13 protein-coding genes are annotated in these 16,287 nt (G+C 67.6%); 2 read left to right on the plus strand and 11 right to left on the minus strand.

Annotated elements, in window-relative coordinates; genetic code table 11:
* Positions 1-3: 3 nt before the first annotated feature.
* From ToN1_RS14215 to cutA, 7 genes are all read right to left on the minus strand, one after another.
* The gene (locus ToN1_RS14215) at positions 4-3,357 is read right to left on the minus strand and encodes a PAS domain S-box protein (protein ID WP_210147813.1); all 3,354 of its coding nucleotides are present in this window, start codon (positions 3,355-3,357) and stop codon (positions 4-6) included.
* 332 nt (positions 3,358-3,689) lie between these two features.
* Positions 3,690-4,139 (minus strand): transcription antitermination factor NusB, encoded by a 450-nt coding sequence (gene nusB / locus ToN1_RS14220; RefSeq protein ID WP_169208598.1) that lies wholly within the window; start codon positions 4,137-4,139, stop codon positions 3,690-3,692.
* Positions 4,136-4,606 (minus strand): 6,7-dimethyl-8-ribityllumazine synthase, encoded by a 471-nt coding sequence (ribH, locus tag ToN1_RS14225; protein WP_169208597.1) that lies wholly within the window; start codon positions 4,604-4,606, stop codon positions 4,136-4,138. Before ribH ends, nusB begins: the two co-directional genes overlap by 4 nt.
* A 75-nt stretch (positions 4,607-4,681) precedes the next feature.
* A complete protein-coding gene (gene ribBA / locus ToN1_RS14230; RefSeq protein WP_169208596.1) occupies positions 4,682-5,770 on the minus strand; it encodes a bifunctional 3,4-dihydroxy-2-butanone-4-phosphate synthase/GTP cyclohydrolase II in 1,089 nt (362 codons plus the stop codon).
* Positions 5,767-6,372, minus strand: coding sequence for a riboflavin synthase (locus tag ToN1_RS14235; protein WP_169208595.1), 606 nt, complete (start codon positions 6,370-6,372; stop codon positions 5,767-5,769). Before ToN1_RS14235 ends, ribBA begins: the two co-directional genes overlap by 4 nt.
* Before the next feature lie 109 nt (positions 6,373-6,481).
* Positions 6,482-8,323, minus strand: a complete 1,842-nt coding sequence (dsbD, locus tag ToN1_RS14240) for a protein-disulfide reductase DsbD (RefSeq protein WP_169208594.1) — start codon at positions 8,321-8,323, stop codon at positions 6,482-6,484.
* A gap of 90 nt (positions 8,324-8,413) precedes the next feature.
* The gene (gene cutA, locus ToN1_RS14245; protein WP_169208593.1) at positions 8,414-8,770 is read right to left on the minus strand and encodes a divalent-cation tolerance protein CutA; all 357 of its coding nucleotides are present in this window, start codon (positions 8,768-8,770) and stop codon (positions 8,414-8,416) included.
* A gap of 126 nt (positions 8,771-8,896) precedes the next feature.
* Between cutA and ToN1_RS14250 the strand changes: the two genes are divergently transcribed.
* Positions 8,897-9,481, plus strand: a complete 585-nt coding sequence (locus ToN1_RS14250) for a DUF2946 family protein (protein ID WP_169208592.1) — start codon at positions 8,897-8,899, stop codon at positions 9,479-9,481.
* Between the two features lie 14 nt (positions 9,482-9,495).
* The gene (locus ToN1_RS14255) at positions 9,496-10,239 is read left to right on the plus strand and encodes a Mut7-C RNAse domain-containing protein (RefSeq protein WP_169208591.1); all 744 of its coding nucleotides are present in this window, start codon (positions 9,496-9,498) and stop codon (positions 10,237-10,239) included.
* Positions 10,240-10,444: 205 nt separating this feature from the next.
* Here ToN1_RS14255 and ToN1_RS14260 read toward each other — a convergent pair whose 3' ends face one another.
* The 4 genes from ToN1_RS14260 to ToN1_RS14275 all read right to left on the minus strand — a co-directional run bounded on the left by ToN1_RS14260 (position 10,445) and on the right by ToN1_RS14275 (position 16,199).
* Positions 10,445-13,459, minus strand: coding sequence for a PAS domain-containing hybrid sensor histidine kinase/response regulator (locus ToN1_RS14260; protein ID WP_169208590.1), 3,015 nt, complete (start codon positions 13,457-13,459; stop codon positions 10,445-10,447).
* A gap of 10 nt (positions 13,460-13,469) precedes the next feature.
* Positions 13,470-14,672, minus strand: coding sequence for an ABC transporter substrate-binding protein (locus ToN1_RS14265; RefSeq protein WP_210147814.1), 1,203 nt, complete (start codon positions 14,670-14,672; stop codon positions 13,470-13,472).
* Positions 14,673-14,701: 29 nt separating this feature from the next.
* Positions 14,702-15,262 (minus strand): hypothetical protein, encoded by a 561-nt coding sequence (locus ToN1_RS14270; RefSeq protein WP_169208589.1) that lies wholly within the window; start codon positions 15,260-15,262, stop codon positions 14,702-14,704.
* Between the two features lie 172 nt (positions 15,263-15,434).
* Positions 15,435-16,199, minus strand: coding sequence for a response regulator (locus tag ToN1_RS14275; protein ID WP_169208588.1), 765 nt, complete (start codon positions 16,197-16,199; stop codon positions 15,435-15,437).
* Between the last annotated feature and the right edge of the window lie 88 nt (positions 16,200-16,287).

Consider the following 16,287-nt stretch of genomic DNA (forward strand, 5'->3'; position numbering starts at 1 on the left):
TCGCTAGCCTTCCGAGCGCCCGCGCTGCGACATTCGGTCGTCGAGCAGGCGGGCAAACTGATTCAACGCCGTGCGGATCTGCTGCAGAGTCGTGGCCGCCTTGGCCATGTCCGGGTGGCTGCGTTCAAGGGTTTCGAAAAGATCGCCAAGGCCGGATGCGCCCAGTGTGCGCGCCGGAGACTTCAGGCGGTGGCTGACGGACGACAGTGTCTTCCCGTCGCCCTGCGCAATGGCTGCGTCGAGCCTGGGCAGTTCCGTGCGCGCAGAGGCGAGGAATTTTCCTATTAAAGCGTAAAACTTATCCGGCTCCATGCCGAGCAGATTCACCGCGGCGTCGATGTCGACGGGCGGTTGCGCGGCGACGTCCGCGGCGACGGCCGGGCCTGCGGCCGGGGCTGCGGCCGGGGGGGCGCCAATGCTCGCCTCGCGTGTCAGCCACTTCAGGAGCGTGGCATACAGCACTTCGGGAGCCACCGGCTTGGCGACGAAATCGTTCATGCCGGCTTCTTCGCAACGTCGGCGGTCCTCTTCGAAAGCGTTCGCGGTCATCGCGACGATGGCCACCGAATCGCCGATGCCCGCAGCGCGAATGGCACGGGTCGCAGCAAGCCCGTCCATGACCGGCATCTGCAGGTCCATCAGGATGAGCCGGTACGGACGCTGCGCGGCCAGCTCGACGGCCTCCGACCCGTTCGACGCGATGTCGACCATGAGGCCCGTGTCGCCCAACATAGCGAGCGCGACTTCCTGGTTCACCACATCGTCCTCGACGAGCAGGATCGGCGCGTCGGCAAAGCGCTCGCGCAGCTGTCGCACGGGGTCTGCGACGGTCGGGGCGGGGAGGCCGCCGGGGCCGTTGGGGCGCTGGCCGCGTTCGAGCCGGGCGGTGAACCAGAAGCGGCTGCCTTCGCCGGGGGCGCTTTCCATGCCGGTCTCGCCGCCCATGAGGTTCGCCAGGCGGCGGGTGATCGCCAGGCCGAGCCCCGTTCCGCCATACTTGCGTGTCGTTGAGGCGTCCACCTGCTGGAACATCTGGAACAGCTCCGCTTGCTGTTCCGCGGGGATGCCGATGCCCGAGTCCTGCACTTCGAAGCGCACGAGCAAGTGCGATCCGTCGTCCTCGAGCAGGATCGTTCGCAGCGAAATCTTGCCGGTGTCGGTGAATTTCACCGCATTGCTGGCGTAGTTGAGCATCGCCTGACGCACTCGCGTCGGGTCGCCGCGCAGCCAGATCGGGACGTGGTCGCGGTCGAGCTCGATCGTCAGGCCCTTCGCCGTGGCCTGCTCGCCGAGCAGCGAGCGCACGCCGTCGAGCAGTCCGTCGAGGGAGAAGTCGACGTGCTCGAGCACGAGCTTGCCCGACTCGATCTTCGACAGGTCCAGGATGTCGTTGATGAGCACGAGCAGGTGTTCGCCGGCGGCGCCGAGCTTGTCGAGGCGTTCGCGTTGCTCGTCGGTCAGCGGGCTGCGCTTGAGCATTCGGGCGAAACCGAGGATGGCGATCATCGGCGTGCGAATCTCGTGGCTCATGTTCGCCAGGAAGGCCGACTTCGACAGGCTCGCCTGTTCCGCCGCGGCGCGGGATTCCTCGAGTTCGGCGGTGCGGCTGGCGACGAGTTCCTGCAGATGGAGGCGGTGGCGCTCCACTTCCCGGTTGAGCCGTTTCCTTTCGGTGATGTCCTCCTGGACCCAGACGAAATGGCTGACCGTTCCATCCGGCTGCCGCAAGGGGCGGACGACGGCGTTGCTCGCGAACAGGCTGCCGTCCTTGCGTCGATTGAAGAGTTCACTGCGCCATACCTGCCCGCGCGCGCCTGCCTGTTTCTGCTCTTCAAGGGTCGCAGGGGGTGTCTTGTCCGAATTCAGCAGCGCGGGAGTGCGTCCGATCGCCTCGTCGCGAGCGTACCCGGTCTGGTCGACGAAGGCCTGGTTCACGTACTCGATACGATCCTGCAGATCCGTGATCATGATGAGGGACGGGCTCTGCTCCATCGCCATCGAGAGTTTGCGCACCTCGTCCTCGGCCTGCCGGCGCTCGGTGATGTTCTCGGAAAAGACCAGGATGCCCCCGACGGCACCCTTCGCAGTGCGCCATGGCCGGACCTCCCAGCGCACCCACTGCACGCTGTGGTCGGCGCGTTCGAAGCGGTCCTCCTCATTGCGCAGCACTTCGCCGGCGAGGGCGCGTCGATGGATCTCCCGCCAGTGCGACGGAATCTCCGGAAAGATCGCGTAGTGACTGCGGCCGATGATGTCCTCCCCGCCGAGGCCATAGTCGTCGCGCCAACGCCGGCTCGCGGCGAGGTAGTGCATGTCGTGGTCGAACATGGCGAGGGCCGCGGGTGCATGCTCGATGAACAGGCGCAGGCGTTCCTCGCTGGCCTGGAGCGCTTCGCGGCTGACGCTCTGCGCCTTCGCCAGATCGTCGAGGCGGCTGCGGACGCTCGCGATCTCGTCGATGCGCTGGTGCAGTGGCCCGCTCGCGGCCCGCGCCTGCGCGGTGTCCGAGACCAGCGCCAGCATCGCGCGCGTCAGGCGCCGTGCCGCGAGGCGCCCGCCCGCGAAGGCGAGCAGGATCATCGTGGCGAGGAGCAGGCCCAGCAACATGAAAGTTTCGTGCAGTGACCAGAGCCCGGCGATGCCGCCCGGGATGGATACGGTCGTCGACCATTGCGAAAGGGTCGACGCGGTCGAGAACTGCTCGGTGGCTTGGCGTTCCGTGGCGGCCCCGGAATTGCTGTGCGCGACGATCCCGTTCGTGCCGTCGCGCAGCGTGATGCTCCAGGTCGGGGGCAGGGGAAGTTCGCGGATCCGCTGCCGGAAGAGTTCGGCCGGCATCAGCGCAATCAGCACGTAGGGCGTCTGGCTCGTGCGCAGCACCGGAACGGCCACCGCCAGCAGTCGCTCTTTGAGGACCGGACCGAGGAACTGGTCGCCCACGGCGGGTTTGCCGGTCGCGAGCGACGCGAAGGCGTTGTAATTGCTGCCGGTCGTCTTCAGCTGCGGCAACTCCGCACCCAACGGGCGCGCCGTGTTGAAGATCATCCGGCCCGCACTGTCGGCGAGGATCACGTGCTGGCCGAAGGCGGCCTGGAATGCCCGTGCGTCCTTGTAAAGTGCCGACCAGTCGGCAGGGGGGCCGAAGCGGTCGGCGGCGGCGAGCATCTCGAGGGCGCGGATGCGGGCGCGAATCGTCCGGTCGATGGAGTCGGCGAAGTGACGTGCGAAGCTTTCGGCCTCGGTGGCGCGCTGGCGTTCGATCTGCTGCAGGTCGTGGTAGGCGATGAGCCCGGCGAACACGAGCAGCGGCGCGACGCTTACCCAGATCATGCGTGCGAGGTATGCCCGCAGCTTCATCGCCCCCTTCCTCCGTCCGGTGGCATGCCAAGGTCTTTGGCATACTCCCAAATGATATCAAAATGGCAATCAGAAGAGCCCGTGGATCGTGGGGGTGCGGGAAGGCATCGCCAAGGCTTCGACAGGCCCGACGCGAGCGGTATTTGCCGTCGCGCCTATGGTGAACGGAACGCGCCCGCGTGTCTGCGAAAAAATTCCGTCCGATCGGCGTCGGGGGGCTACGGAGCTTGATGCAATGACAACGCGTTAAGCCGCGCCTCGCGGGTCGCGGCGCACAATGAAAAACGGGCCGCGCGGGCCCGTTGTTCGTTACTTGCGGTGCGATGAGGGGCTCAAGACTTGCCGGCGTCCTTCGCGGCGCTCACCTCGACTGCGCGCAGCTTGGCCGCGAGCTTGTCGAGCACGCCGTTCACGAAGCGGTGGCCTTCGGTGCCGCCGTAGCTCTTCGCGAGCTCGATCGCCTCGTTGATGATGACGCGGTAGGGGGTGTCGAGGCCGTTCTTCAATTCCTGCGTGGCGAGCAGCAGGATCGCGCGCTCCACGGGCGAAAGCTCGTCGACCGAACGGTGGATGAAGGGCACGAACTCCTCCTGCAGCGACTCGACGTTGGCGAGCGTGCCGCGCAAGAGGCTGACGAAGAGTTCGCGGTCGGCCTTGTCGAAGCCGGTGACCTGGGAGACGTGGTCCTCGATCACGGGGACGGAGTTGCCCGACAGCAGCCACTGGTAGATGCCCTGCAGGGCAAATTCGCGCGCGCGGCGCCGTGCTGCCTTGCCGCTCATTTGAGCATCCGCAGCAGGCGGGCCATCTCGACCGCGGTGCGTGCGCAGTCGCTGCCTTTTTCCTGCATCCGCGCGAGCGCCTGGTCGTCGTCCTCGGTGGTGAGCACGCCGTTGGCGATCGGCATGCCGGTGTCGAGGCCGATGCGGTTGATTCCCGCACCCATCTCGTTCGACACCAGCTCGAAGTGGTAAGTCTCGCCGCGGATCACTGCACCGAGCGCGACCAGCGCGTCGTAGCGGCCGCTGCGCGCCATCGCCTGCAGCGTGAGCGGGATCTCCAGCGCTCCGGGGACGGTCGCGATGCGGATCAGGTCGGGCGCGACGCCGAGGCGCTGCAGCTCGGCGGTGCAGGCCGACAGCAGGCCTTCGCACACGTCCTGGTTGAAGCGGCTCATGACGATGCCGATGCGCAGGCCGTGGCCGTTCAGATCGGGCTCGAATTCGGGGATGTTGTCGTAACGGGCCATGTTCGGTTCTTTCGGAAACGGAAAAGCCGGAAATCCGCAGGACTTCCGGCGCGGTAAAACGTCGAGGGTACCACCTCAGACCGGATCGACGAAGCCCGTGATCTCCAGGCCGAAGCCGGCCATGCTCGGAATCTTGCGCGGGCTGGAGAGCAGCCGCATCTTGCCGACCTTGAGGTCGCGCAGGATCTGCGCGCCGACGCCGAACAGGCGGGCGTCCCATTTCGGCGGCTGATAACCGTCGCCGGTCAGGCTCGCGAGCAGTTCGCTGCCCGACTGCGGGCGGTACAGCAGCACGATCACGCCCTGTTCGGCCTGCGCGAGGCGGGCGAGCGAGAGGTTCACCGGGAAGGTGTGGCGGGCGCTTTCGGAGTCGAGGAAGTCGACGACCGAGATCGGCTCATGCACGCGCACGAGGGTCTCGCGCTCGGGGCGGATATCGCCCTTCGTCATCGCGAAATGCACTTCGCCGGTGGTCTTGTCCTCGAATGCGAACAGGCGGAAACGGCCGTGCGGGGTGTCGACGTCCTTCTCGGCGACGCGCTTGATCAGGTGCTCGTTCGACGAACGATACTGGATCAGGTCGCGGATCGCGCCGATCTTGAGGCTGTGTTCCTTGGCGAACTCGACGAGGTCGGGCAGGCGCGCCATCGTGCCGTCGTCCTTGAGGATCTCGCAGATCACCGCCGCCGGTTCGAGCCCGGCGAGCGCGGCGAGGTCGCAGCCGGCCTCGGTGTGGCCAGCGCGGATGAGCACGCCGCCGTTCTGCGCCATCAGCGGGAAGATGTGGCCGGGCTGGACGATGTCGGTGGGCTTGGCGTTGCGTGCGACGGCGGCTTCCACCGTGCGCGAGCGGTCGTGCGCGGAGATGCCTGTGGTGACGCCTTCGGCGGCCTCGATCGAGGTCGTGAAGGCGGTGCCGTGCGGCGAGCGGTTGTCGCGCACCATCAGGTGCAGGTCGAGCTGGCGGCAGCGCGCCTCGGTCAGCGTCAGGCAGATCAGGCCGCGGCCGAACTTGGCCATGAAGTTGATCGCCTCGGGCGTGACGTGCTCGGCGGCGAGGACGAGGTCGCCCTCGTTCTCGCGGTCTTCCTCGTCGACCAGCACGACCATGCGGCCGGCGCGGATTTCCTCGACGATTTCGGTGATGGGGGACAGTGCGGTCATTGTGCGGATTCCTCGCGCCAGGCGAGCAGGCGTTCGCAGTAACGGGCGATCAAGTCGATCTCGAGATTCACGCGGCTGCCGGCCGCGAGGTGCTTGAGATTGGTGACCGCGACGGTGTGCGGGATCAGGTTGATCGAAAATTCGGTGCCCTCGACGCGGTTCACGGTGAGGCTCACGCCGTTCACGGTGATCGAGCCCTTGCGCGCAATGTAGCCTGCAAGCGCGGCGGGGGCGCGGATCACGAGGTCGTGACTCTCGCCCACCGGGACGAAGCGGACGACTTCGCCGACGCCGTCGACGTGGCCGGTGACGAGGTGGCCGCCGAGGCGGTCGGCGAGGCGTAGCGCCTTCTCGAGGTTGACTTCGTTGCCGGCCTGGTCGAGGCCGGCCGTGCAGTTGAGGGTCTCGCGCGAGACGTCGAACTGCACGCGCGGGCCGTCCATCGCGATGACGGTAAGGCACACGCCGCTGTTGGCGATGCTGTCACCGAGCTGCACGTCGGAGAGATCGAGATCGGCCACGTTGACCGTCAGGCGGACGCCGTCCTGCAGGGGATCGATGCGTTCGATTCGGCCGCAGGCGGCCACGATTCCGGAGAACATGTTTTGGGAGGCGGGCGATTGAGGGAACGCCAATTGTAGGCGAAATGCAACCAAAAGCGATCGGAAGCCCGCCGCGATCGCTTCGGCGCCGTTCCCCGGCTTGCAGACCTCAGCGCAGCGCGCGATCGAGCACTTCGCTGAAGGCGTCCGCCTTCATGAAGCCGACGACGCGCAGGCCGTCGCGCTCCTTGCCCGCCGGGTCGAAGAAGATCGTGCCCGGCGGCCCGAACAGGTTGAAGCGCTTGAGCAAGGCCTTGTCGTCATCGTTGTTGGCGGTGACGTCGGCCTTCAGCAGCAGCATGCGGCCCATGCGCGCGGCGACATTCGGGTCGGTGAAGGTGAAGCGTTCCATCTCCTTGCACGACACGCACCAGTCGGCATAGAAGTCGAGCATCACCGGACGATCGGTGGACGCAAGCCGCGCATCGAGCTCGGCGATCGAGGCGACCTTCTCGAAGCGCGGCAGCTCGGCCGCGTTGGCGGTGGCGGCCTGCGCGCGCAGCACCGCGAGCGGCTGCAGCGGGTCGCGCGAGCCGGCCAGTGCGCCGATGAGCATTGCCGCACCGCCGATCAGCAGCACCACGCCGACACCCTTCCAGAAGCGCTGCCAGCCTTTCGCGTGCGGCGGCAGCGGGTCGATCGCATGCAGGAAGATGCCCGAGAACACCAGCAACGCCGCCCACGCGAGCATGGGCAGCAGCGGCGGCACGACGGGGGTGAGCAGCCACACCGCGACGGCCAGCAGCATCACGCCGAAGGCCTTCTTGACGCCTTCCATCCACGCGCCGGCCCTGGGCAGGACCGAGCGGGCGGCGACGCCGACGGCGAGGAGTGGCGCCCCCATGCCCAGCGCCATCGCGAACAGGGCCGCGCCGCCGAGTGCGGCGTTGCCGGTCTGCGCGATGTAGAGCAGCGCGCCGGCGAGCGGGGCGGCGACGCAGGGGCCGACGATCAGCGCCGACAGCACCCCCATCACCGCGACGCCGCCGAGGCTGCCGCCCTGCTGGTGACTGGCGGTGGAGGACAGGCGGCTCTGCAGCGCCGTCGGCAGCTGCAGCTCGTAGAAGCCGAACATCGACAGCGACAACAGCACGAACACCAGCGCGAAGGCGCCCAGCACCCAGGCGTTCTGCAGTGCGGCGGCCAGCATGGTGCCCGAGAGGCCTGCGGCGACGCCGGCGGCGGCGTAGGTGATGGCCATGCCCAGCACGTACACGAGCGACAGCACGAAGGCACGTCCGCGCGAGATGTCGTGGCCGTGGCCGACGATGATGCCCGACAGGATGGGGATCATCGGGAACATGCAGGGGGTGAAGGCGAGCAGCAGGCCGAAACCGAAGAAGCTCAGCAGCACCAGAGGGCCGCTGGCGTCGCGCAGCAGGCCGGCGATGCGTCCGCTCTCGTCGTCGGATACGCCGCTGCCGCCGGTCGCGGCGGCCGCCTGCACGGGCTTGTCGTCGCGCCCGAGCAGGCCGTCGAGGAAGTTGCCGCCGGTCTTCATCGGCTTGGCGAGGAGGTCGATGTCGGCGGTCTGCTCGTTGGGCGGGTAGCAGATGCCGCCGTCCCAGCAGCCCTGCACGCTGCCGAGCAGGCGGAATTTCGTCGTGCCTTCGGGCGCATTGACCGGCAGCAGGATCTTCACTTCCTTGCGGTAGGTCTCGACCTGGCCGAAGAAGTCGTCCTTCGTGACCTTGCCCGCCGGGCGCTGTGGCGTGCCGAAGCTGACAGTGTCGGGATCGGCGCGGAAGCGGAACTTGTCGGCGTAGAGGTAGTAGTCGCCCGCGATCTTGACGGTGACCTCGACTGTCTGCGGGTCGAGCGCCTGCGCGGAGAGCACGAAGGCCTCCTCGGGGCGCATCGGCGAGCCGCTGACCGCGCCTGCGGCGTGGGCGGGGACGGACAGCGCGAGGAGGCTCGCGAGCAGGGCAATCAGGGACAGGAGGCGGTGCATGGGTTCGTCGGCGTTGCGCGGTGGCGCGATTGTAGGGTGGCAGGGGCGGCAGGTCTTCGATATGGATCAAGACCTGCGACTTGCGCCTGCTCAGGAAGCGGTCGGGGCTGCGCTCTCGTCGTCCGGTAGCGGGGCGGTTTCCGCAGCGACCCAGTCGAGGTAGCCCGGCAGGCCGCGCATGACAGGGACCGCGACGATTTCCGGAAGTTCGTAGGGATGGTTCTCGCGGATCGCCGCCTCGAGTTCCGCGTAGCGCACGGGTGTGGTCTTGATCAGAAGCGGGACTTCCGCTGCGATCTCGAGCTTGTCCTGCCAGCGATACACCGAGCGGCAGGGCGCGAGGACGTTCACGCACGCGGCCAGGCGACGCTCGATCAGCAGCGTGGCGAGGGCGTCGGCGCAGGCCGCGTCGGGGCAGTTGGTGAGGACGACGAGTGCTTCGGTCATCGCGCGTTTCTCCGCATGGGCAAACGCGGGATTGTCCCAGACTCGGGCGCTGCGCGCATGCGCCGCAGGGTTCTGCCTGCGGGCGCGGCGCGCTATGCTGGGACTTTTCCGCAACTTCATCCCCCGATGACCTCTTGCCCCGATGTTGCCGCGTCCGCCCGCTGGCCCGACGTTCCCGCCTGCTACGACTGGCTGTCGCTAGACCGCCGCGGCACTTGGCGGCTGCGCGGCGAGGCGGTCGAGCATGCGGGACTGGCGGGCTTCCTCAACGCCAACTACGGCTGCGACGAGTCGGGCAACTGGCTCGTGCGCAACGGACCGCAGCGGGTGTACGTGTCGCTGGATTACACGCCCTGGGTGCTGCGCCTGCATCCGGACGGCAGCCTGACGACGCATGCCGGGACCGAGGTTGCCGCCGTGGCGGCGGCCTGCCTCGATGAGGAGGGGAGCGTGGTGCTGGACACGGACCTCGGCGCCGGCCTGCTCGACGACCGCGATCTCGCGGCCTTCCTTGCCGAATGCCGCTTGGCGGACGGCAGGGTGGCCGACGACGAGGCGCTGCTCGCGGTGATGACGGGCGGTTCGGGCGAGGGGGGGCAGGTGACCTGCCAGGTGAGGTGCCAGGTGAGGTGGCGGAACCTGCCGCTGCAGGCGGTCGAACGTGCGGCGGTGCCGGCGCGCTTCGGTTTCCGTGCGCGCCCTGCGCCCTGAGCGGGAGCGCGGCGATGGTGTCGGCGAGTTTCCGCTTCTACGAGGAACTCAACGATTTCCTCGCCCCGACAAACCGTTACCGCGACGTCACGGTGCCGTGTGCGCGGGCGGCGACGGTCAAGCACATGATCGAGGCGCTGGGGGTGCCGCACACCGAGGTCGAGTTGGTGCTGGTTAATGGCGAGTCGGTGGGATTCGAGCGCCTGCTGCGCGAGGGCGACCGCGTGTCGGTCTATCCGCGTTTCGAAACCTTCGACATCACGCCGCTGCTGCGTGTGCGCGAGCATCCGCTGCGCACGACGCGCTTCGTCGCCGACGCCCATATGGGCGGGCTCGCGCGCCTGCTGCGCATGACGGGCTTCGACACGCTGTACGACAACAACTTCGCCGACGAGGACATCGAGGCGATCGCGGCCCACGACGGACGCATCGTGCTCACGCGCGACCGCGAGCTGCTCAAGCGACGTACGATCACGCACGGCTGCTACGTGCATGCGCTGAAGCCGGAGCTGCAGTTCGCGGAGGTCCTCGCGCGCCTGGATCTCGCCCGCAGCGCGCGGCCGTTCACGCTGTGTCTGTCGTGCAACGCACCGCTCCATGCAATCGACAAGGCGAGCGTCGCGCACCTGTTGCCCGAGGGGGTGCGCGAGCGCCACTCGCGCTTCAGCACCTGCGACGTGTGCCGGCGAGTGTTCTGGGAGGGAACCCATTGGGTGAAGATGCAGGCCTTGCTCGCGCGCCTGCTGCCGCGCGAGTGAGCCGGACCGCGGCGACGGGGTCTGTCGGTTTCCGGCTCGTCGAGGCATTATGACCCATGCTTTTGACTGACCTGCCGCTGCCCATCGATACCCTCATGCGTAAGGGAGATTTTCTGTCGGGGCCGGAGGCGGAGATCCTGTCGCATCCCCTGACGGCAAGGTCGAGTACGCCAATGAAACGGCTCGCTGCCTTCCAGGTTTCCAATCAGAGCTGAGGCGCTGGCCAGTTCTCGCTGGCGCCAAGATGCCCGGACAGGCCTTGCATGGACGCGGCGAGGGTGTCCGCGAGCTGGTGTACTGCATCGTGCAACCGGTCCGTCTCGCCGGCCCGGATCATTTTCTCCAGCCGCACGGCATGTGCCCGCAGCGGTCTCAGGCCGAGGCTGGCGGCCACCCCCTTGAGCGTGTGCGCCATCAGTCCCAGTTGTTCGAGCTTGCCTTCCTCAAGGTGTTGCTGCAATTGTGCAGAAGCGTCGCGGTACTGTTCGATGAACAGCGCGGCCAGTTCCCGGTAGAGCGCGACATCGCCGCCGATGCGCGCCAGGGCTTCGTCCAGTTCCTCCTGCGGCAGAAGGTCCAGGGGGCCGGCGGAGACTGCCGGATGGTGCGCCCCGCCTTCGGACGGTGAGGGAGACGGACGGTCGACGGCATCGGCGAGCTTGAGCCAGCGCGCCAGCACGTCAGGCAGGGTGCGGAAATCGATGGGTTTGGCGACGTGGTCGTTCATGCTGGCCTCCAGGCAGCGGTCGCGGGCGTCGCTGAAGGCGTCGGCCGTCATCGCGAGGACGGGCAGGGCAGCGTCGCTGAAGTAGCGGCGGATCTGTCGTGTCGCCTCGTAGCCGTCCATCACCGGCATGTGCAAATCCATCAGCACGAGATCGTAGCGACGCTCGAGCGCGCGCGCGACCGCTTCGGTACCGTTGTTTGCGATGTCGACGATCATGCCCATGCGGCGCAGGAACTCGCCGGCGACCTGCTGGTTGAGTGGATTGTCTTCGGCGAGCAGGATGCGGCGGCCGCGCAGGCTCGGCGGGCCACTGTCGCCCGCGTTGCAGGAAGCTGCGGCCCGACCCGCGCCCTCGGCGGCGGGCGCGAGGCGCAGCGCGAAGTGGAAGCGGCTCCCGGCTCCAGGGGTGCTCTCGACGCCGATCGAGCCGTGCATCAGTTCAACCAGCTGCTTCGATATCGCCAGCCCCAGTCCGGTGCCGCCGAAGGGGCGCGTGGTGGCGTCGTCGACCTGGGAAAAGGGCTGGAAGAGGCGGGTGAGCTGGGATGCACTCATGCCGATGCCGGAGTCGCGCACGACGAACTCGAGCAAGTCGCCGCTCGAGCCGCCCGGCAGGCGTCGCAGCTCGAGACTCACCTCGCCCTGGTGCGTAAACTTGACGGCGTTACCCGCGAGGTTCAGCAGCACCTGGCCGATGCGCAGGGCATCCCCGACGTAGTCCATCGGCCCCTGCTCGTCGAGCGTCACGCGCAGTTCGAGCCCCTTCTCGCGTGCGCGGAATTCGAGCTGGCTGACCACTTTCGCGAATAGCTCGCGCAGGTTGAACGGGGCTGCGCGCAAGTCCATGCTGCCGGCTTCGATCTTGGAGAAGTCGAGTACGTCGTTGATGACCTGCAGCAGGCCGTCCGCGGCGCCGCTGATCTTCTCGAGGTAGTCGCGCTGCTGTGCGTCGAGCGGGGTGTCGAGCGCCAGTCGCGTCATGCCGATGATGGCGTTCATCGGCGTGCGGATCTCGTGGCTCATGGTCGCGAGGAACCGGCTCTTGGCGCGGTTGGCGGCCTGCGCCGCGTCGACGGCCTGCTCGAGGCGGGCGTTCGCGTGCTTGAGGGCGGTGATGTCCTGCACGATGCCGATGACGTCGATGGCCTCACCCGCGGCGTCGCGTCGGACCTTCGCCTCGATGTTCACCCAGCGCAATTCGCCCGCCGCGAGGATGCGGCTTTCCGTGCGGAATTCGTTGCCGCCGTCGAGCGCCGAGCGCCATGCCGCCTCCACGCGCGGCCGATCGTCCGCGTGCAGCGCGTCGAAGAAGTCCCGCGCACGGGGCTCCGAATCGCTGGGCAGGCCGAAGATCCTGCGGGTTTCGTCGGACCAGCTCATCGCGTCGGCGCGCAGGTCGTGCGCCCAGCTGCCGATGTGGCCCACGGCCTGCGCCTCGGCGAGAGCGTCACGGCTTGCCTGCAGCTCCTGGGTGCGCCGGACGACTTGGCGTTCGAGGTCTTCGCTGAACTGGCGTTGCGCCTCGAGAGCACCGCGCAGCGCGCGCGACAAGGCTCCGATTTCATCCGGATTGTCGTCGGCCGGGATCGCGGGCGCGTCCTGCCCTGGCGCGGCGGAGACCGCGCCGGCCAGCCGGTCCAGACGCACCGTGAGGCGGCTCGCGAGACGGGTGGAGTAGCGCCACACGAGCCACATCAGGGGAATCGCGAGTGCAATGAGCAGCAGTACGATGTCGCGCAGCGGTTTGAACCAGGGGTTGTCGCTGCGGTAGAGCTCGAGCGTGATCCGGTACAGATCCGGGTGGCGCGAGTGTTGCAGGAGCTGGGTCACCGGCTGCGTGCCCGGGCCGTGCGCGGCCGTGTCCCGGAGCGCGATGGGCGGGGCGTCGGTGCGTCTGACGATGAGGTTGAAGTGTTGGTCCAGCGTCCCGCTCGCTCCCGTCATCAGTACCGCGAGGTCGATGCGGTTGATCAGTACGCCGATCACGTCGTCCGTGTACGGGAAGATCACGGGGTAGGCGGCCAGGATGTGCTTGCCTTGGTCGACCGCGATCGGGTGCCGATCGGGGCCTTGCGCCGTGAGAAGCCGTGTAGCGAGTTCTTCGACCGTGGCGTTCGATTCTGCAACGAGGTTCGCAGCACCGGCGAGGAAGCGCCCGCGGTAGTCGAGGAGGGCGAGCTGGGAGGCCTTGCCGCTGTTGTGCTGACGCAGGAAGGGCCGCAGGTAGGCCTCGCGTCCGGCAGTATCAGTCAGCGCGGTCCAGATCAGCGGACTGCGGCTGAGCTCTTCCTCAGAGTCGATGATTTTGGCGAGGCTGGCGCCGAAGGTGCCGGCCAGCACCTGCAGCGTCGTCGTCTGTGACTGCCGGATCGTGCCGGCAATGTTGTATGCCTGCAAGGACAACGCGCCGATGCCGGTGAGGGCCAGCACCGACATGGCAAGGAGGAATGCGCTTTGACGGATGCGGGCGGCGAGGCCCGAAGCCTTGGCCATCGCTCGCGGTTCAGCGTCTGTCCGGTCGTGCGGGAATGAGCGGGACCAGCACGTCCTGCGCCGTGTAGCGCGCCATGAACACCTGCTCCGGCGATAGTGCGTCGTGCCGATTGGGCGCGAACGGGCGGTCGTAGTTGCGCACGAGCCCCTTGTAGGCGGGCAGCTGCTCCAGCGCGTCGCGCACCCTGGCACGGTCGGTCGATCCGGCGCGCGTGATCGCGCGCGCGAGGAGATGCGTCAGGTCGTAGGCATGCGCAACGCCGACCGGCGCGCGCACCTGCTCTGCGCCGGCAATGCCGTAGCGCGTCTTCAGCGCTGCGAGCACGCGCTTCGCGATCGGGGTGTCGAGGCCGATGAAGCTGAAGGTCTGCACCACGGCGAAGTCGACCTGGTCGAGCGCCCCCCCCGACATTTCGGCGAAGGCGCCGCCGGTGACGCCCCAGTGGCTGATGATGGGCACACGCTCACCCTGCGGCAAGGCCGCCACCTCGCGCACCAGCAGCGACCCTTCCGTCTCGTTGGCGACGAGGACGATGGCCTGTGCGCCGGCTGCGCGCAGTTCACGGTATTGCTCGAGCAGCGACTGGTCGCCCCAGTTGTACCAGCGTTCGCCCGCGATGCCCACGCCTGCGGCGGGGGCGGCGGCAGCGAGGGCATTGCGGTTGCTGCGTCCCCAGCCGGTGTTCGGCAGCAGGATGCCGACCCGGCGGGCGCCGCGCTGCTGGCGGGCGAAGTTCAGCATCACCGGCGCCGCCCAGGAGTCCTTCAACGACAGGCGGAAACTGTAGCTGGGGCCATACTTGTGTTCGGTGATGGGGTCGGCCGAGCCCCAAGGATCGAGGATCAGCACGCCCAGTTCCTGCGCCACGGGCAGCCATTCGAGGATGACGGGGCTGAACTTGCCGCCGAACACGCCGACGAGATCGGGCATTGCGGCCAGCTCGCGCAGGTTGTCGACGCCGATCGCCGGGATCGAGCGGTTGTCGCGCATGACGAGGGCGAGTCTGCGGCCGCCAAGCACGCCGCCTGCGGCATTGATCTCCTCGATCGCGATTTCGATGCCTTGCTGGATCGCTTGGGCTGACGTGCTGGTCTTGTGTCCGAATTCGGCATCGAGCCCGATCAGCACGGGCGGAGCTTCGGCTGCGGCGTGCGCGACGAGCGCGCTTGCCGCGAGTGCGCCAAACAGCACGCGCAGGAAATGAGGCAGCATTGTTGGAGGACGCCTATTGGCTGGCGCGTTCAGGTGTCGTCGTTGAGCAGGGCACCCAGGAGCTGGAAGGCCTTGCGTTCGGACAGCTTGTCGGCGCGCGACATGTTGAGGATGGTGCGGGCGAGCGCCTCGGCGATGGGGCCGACCGTGGCGCGCGGCTTGTCGAAGAGCGCCGTCGGCGCTGCAGCGGCCTGCGCAAGCAGCGCGGCGATGTCGGTTCCCGCCTGTCCGCCTGCGGGGGTTCGCGGCTCAGCATCCACGTTCGCATCGGGGGCGGTGCTGGCCGAGGTGCCCAGTACGCTCCATACGGATTGCGGCACGGACTGTCGTGCCTGCGGCGCGTCGAGCCAGCCTGGCGGAAGTCCGAGGGCTTGCTCGATGGCCTGGGCAAACGGATCCGACACCGGCTTGCGGCCCGAGGTCATCAGGCTTACCCGGCTACTGGTGAGCTTCGCTGCGTGGGTCAGCGCAATCTTTGCGCCGCGCGCCGCCGTCAGCATGATCAGGTTGCGGCGGCGCGTCTCGTTGCGTTCGTGCCGAACGGCCGCGGGTGCCGCCGAGTGAGCCAGCGGCTGCGCGTCGTGTTCCATGCCGATCTATCTCCGTCGCCTGCAGGATCCGTTGTCCTGCACAGGGTGCGCGCACTTGCGAGTGCAGGCCGACAACTTTCGGTGTCACCAGAACGGGCTCCAGCCCGGCATCTGGAATTGTTACCTATTAGGCCTGCATTTTCGGAAATGTTACCTTTGCATAGGGGGGGCGTCAATCGGCGTCGAGCGAAAACTCCCGGGCCAGATCGACGCAAAAGCACCGCAGGGCTTCGCCAAAATCTTGTGCATGCCCGCGGACGGCCTGGACGTCGCCTGCGCGGGCCGCCGTCCGCAGCGACTCCAGCGTCCCGAGCACTTCATGCGCGCCGATCGTCTCGGCGCCGCCCTCCATTGCGTGGCAGAAATCCAGCACACCGCGCAGGTCGTCGCTTGCGGCGAGCCGGTCCAGGCTCGAGATGCGGTCGGCAGCAAGCTTGTAGAACTCTTCCGCGACGGCGTGCTGGATCGTCCGGTCGGGGCCGATGTAGAGCGTGATGTGGGCGAGGTCGATGCGCGAATGTCGCGGCTCGAGGGGTGCGTCCTCAGCCTTGGCCGGCTCTGCCAGGCGAAGCCCCCAGCGTATGGCGCGCTCGAAGAGCTCTGCGCGGACCGGCTTCGCGAACATGAAGATGTTCTTGTAGGTGCTGCGGATGCGGGCGAAGTCGCCGGGAGCCGAGCTGATCACGAGCACGGGCAGCGATTCGTATTCGGGTTTGGACTTGATGACGTCCAGGAAAGCGACGCCGTCGAACTTTGGCATGCGCAGGTCGAGGATGATCAGGTCCGGCGTGCGTTCCGACAGCGCGAGCAGGGCCGCATAGCCGTTCTCCGAGGACAGGATGCGGATGTCACTGCCGAGCTCCTTCAGCTTGCTGGTGTACAGCGTCCGGCAGAAGGGGTCGTCATCGATGAGTAGTACGTGGTGAAGGGATTTCATCGTCCGAGCATGCCGACTGATTGTCCATTAATGATGGTACGCGAGCTTGCTGCGGAAAGCAGCCGTACGGCGCCACAAATAGTTACCT

The organism is Aromatoleum petrolei (assembly GCF_017894385.1).
GTDB lineage: Bacteria > Pseudomonadota > Gammaproteobacteria > Burkholderiales > Rhodocyclaceae > Aromatoleum > Aromatoleum petrolei.

Excerpts from the sequence above, each read along its gene's own strand:
- ToN1_RS14215 (WP_210147813.1), bottom strand. The coding sequence starts at position 3,357 with ATGAAGCTGCGGGCATACCTCGCACGCATGATCTGGGTAAGCGTCGCG.
- nusB (WP_169208598.1), bottom strand. The coding sequence starts at position 4,139 with ATGAGCGGCAAGGCAGCACGGCGCCGCGCGCGCGAATTTGCCCTGCAG.
- ribH (WP_169208597.1), bottom strand. The coding sequence starts at position 4,606 with ATGGCCCGTTACGACAACATCCCCGAATTCGAGCCCGATCTGAACGGC.
- ribBA (WP_169208596.1), bottom strand. The coding sequence starts at position 5,770 with ATGACCGCACTGTCCCCCATCACCGAAATCGTCGAGGAAATCCGCGCC.
- ToN1_RS14235 (WP_169208595.1), bottom strand. The coding sequence starts at position 6,372 with ATGTTCTCCGGAATCGTGGCCGCCTGCGGCCGAATCGAACGCATCGAT.
- dsbD (WP_169208594.1), bottom strand. The coding sequence starts at position 8,323 with ATGCACCGCCTCCTGTCCCTGATTGCCCTGCTCGCGAGCCTCCTCGCG.
- cutA (WP_169208593.1), bottom strand. The coding sequence starts at position 8,770 with ATGACCGAAGCACTCGTCGTCCTCACCAACTGCCCCGACGCGGCCTGC.
- ToN1_RS14250 (WP_169208592.1), top strand. The coding sequence starts at position 8,897 with ATGACCTCTTGCCCCGATGTTGCCGCGTCCGCCCGCTGGCCCGACGTT.
- ToN1_RS14255 (WP_169208591.1), top strand. The coding sequence starts at position 9,496 with ATGGTGTCGGCGAGTTTCCGCTTCTACGAGGAACTCAACGATTTCCTC.
- ToN1_RS14260 (WP_169208590.1), bottom strand. The coding sequence starts at position 13,459 with ATGGCCAAGGCTTCGGGCCTCGCCGCCCGCATCCGTCAAAGCGCATTC.
- ToN1_RS14265 (WP_210147814.1), bottom strand. The coding sequence starts at position 14,672 with ATGCTGCCTCATTTCCTGCGCGTGCTGTTTGGCGCACTCGCGGCAAGC.
- ToN1_RS14270 (WP_169208589.1), bottom strand. The coding sequence starts at position 15,262 with ATGGAACACGACGCGCAGCCGCTGGCTCACTCGGCGGCACCCGCGGCC.
- ToN1_RS14275 (WP_169208588.1), bottom strand. The coding sequence starts at position 16,199 with ATGAAATCCCTTCACCACGTACTACTCATCGATGACGACCCCTTCTGC.